Source organism: Desulfitibacter alkalitolerans DSM 16504, assembly GCF_000620305.1.
GTDB classification, from domain to species: Bacteria; Bacillota; DSM-16504; order Desulfitibacterales; family Desulfitibacteraceae; genus Desulfitibacter; species Desulfitibacter alkalitolerans.
This window is the reverse complement of sequence record NZ_JHVU01000037.1, coordinates 1-1628: the sequence shown is the minus strand read 5'-3', so window position 1 is coordinate 1628 and position 1628 is coordinate 1. Positions and strand designations below refer to the sequence as shown.

Sequence of the window (1628 nt, the reverse complement as noted above, 5' to 3'; positions counted from 1 at the left end):
CAGCTCTGAAGAGTAAAAATTTTTCGGAATAATAATAAACAAAAACACCCCAAAATGTGCTAAATATGAGATAATATAACTATTGAAATGTAGAAAAATAGTACATTTTGGGGGAGATAAGCTTGGTGACCAGAAAAGAAAAAAGAGAGCAGGAAAAAGGCACAAATTATTTTTTCGAGTTTATCAAAATCAAGAAGCATTTTTTCAAAGAGTTTACAGACAGACTTAAAAATATAAAAGACCCCAGAAATCAAAGTTATATAACATACGGCCCGGAAATTATATTATTTACAATGCTATTGAAAAACATGGCAGATTTAAAATCAATGCGGAGCATGAGTAATAGTTTTAATAAAGATGAATGTATCGAAAACATACGGAAGGTATTAGGACTAGAGGTACTGGAAGAATTGCCTCATTATGATACAATAAACGACTTTTTAACAGGATTAGAGTTATCAGAACTGGAAAATATCAGAACATACATGATAAAAGAATTGTTAAAAAAGAGATGTTTTGAGGATTACAGAATAGAGGGGAAGTACTGGGGAGTTATTTTTGATGGAACAGGGCTGTATTCCTTTGACCAGAAGCACTGTGAACATTGTTTAAAGCGAGAATATACGAATAAGGAAACAGGGGAAACAAAAATTATTTATATGCACCATGTACTTGAAGCAAAGCTAGTAGTAGGGGACATGGTTTTTAGTATAGGAACGGAATTTATAGAAAATGAAAATGAAGAAGCAACAAAGCAGGATTGTGAGATAAAAGCATTTTACAGGCTGGCAGAAAAAATAAAGCAAACGTACAAGAGACTGCCTATATGTATATTAGGAGATAGCCTTTATGCATGCGAACCTGTGTTCAGCCGTTGCGATCAATATGATTGGAAATATATTTTCCGGTTTAAGGAAGGGAGAATAAAAAGCATTGCGGAAGAATTTAATGCAATTAAAGAAATAGAAGAAGGTAAAGAACAGGATCTATTTTGGGTAAATGACATAGCATATAACAACAGAACCCTAAACCTAATTGAAGCGAAGATAGATACGGAAGATGGCAAAAGTAAACAGTATTTATTTATAACAAACATTAAAGTAACAAAAAGAAACGCAGAAAGGCTTATTGCTGCCGGGCGGAGCCGGTGGAAAATAGAAAACCAGGGGTTCAATAATCAAAAAAACATACGGTACCATATTGAGCATGCAAATAGTCATAATTATACTGCCATGAAGAATCATTACCTGCTAACACAGATAGCGGACATACTGGTGCAATTGTATGAAAACGGGTCAAAAATATTGAGGGAACTGAAAAAAGCGGCAAAAGAAATATCCTCAAACCTGTTAGAAGCGATTCGCACCCGCACATTAACAGATGAGGATATAGCACTGTTGGCAAAACCCATTCAAATAAGGTTTACCTAACAGTATCATTATAGCAAGGATGTGATGCGAAGGAAAGCAATTTTGAGGTGATCCACAATTAAAAAAATAAATGGGCAATTTTGTGGATTACTCTTTCGGCTAAAAAAACAGGTTTGGCAATTGGAAAATTTTTACATATATGTTTTGAGATATTTTGCTATTTAAGAGAAATCTAATTAAGTTTACTCTTCAGAGCTG

General features: G+C 33.8%; 1 protein-coding gene. It reads left to right on the top strand.

Features of this window, described 5'->3' with window-relative positions; translation table 11 throughout:
- Positions 1-125 precede the first annotated feature (125 nt).
- The gene (locus tag K364_RS0105560; protein ID WP_200769820.1) at positions 126-1430 is read left to right on the top strand and encodes a transposase; all 1305 of its coding nucleotides are present in this window, start codon (positions 126-128) and stop codon (positions 1428-1430) included.
- The last annotated feature ends 198 nt before the right edge of the window (positions 1431-1628 follow it).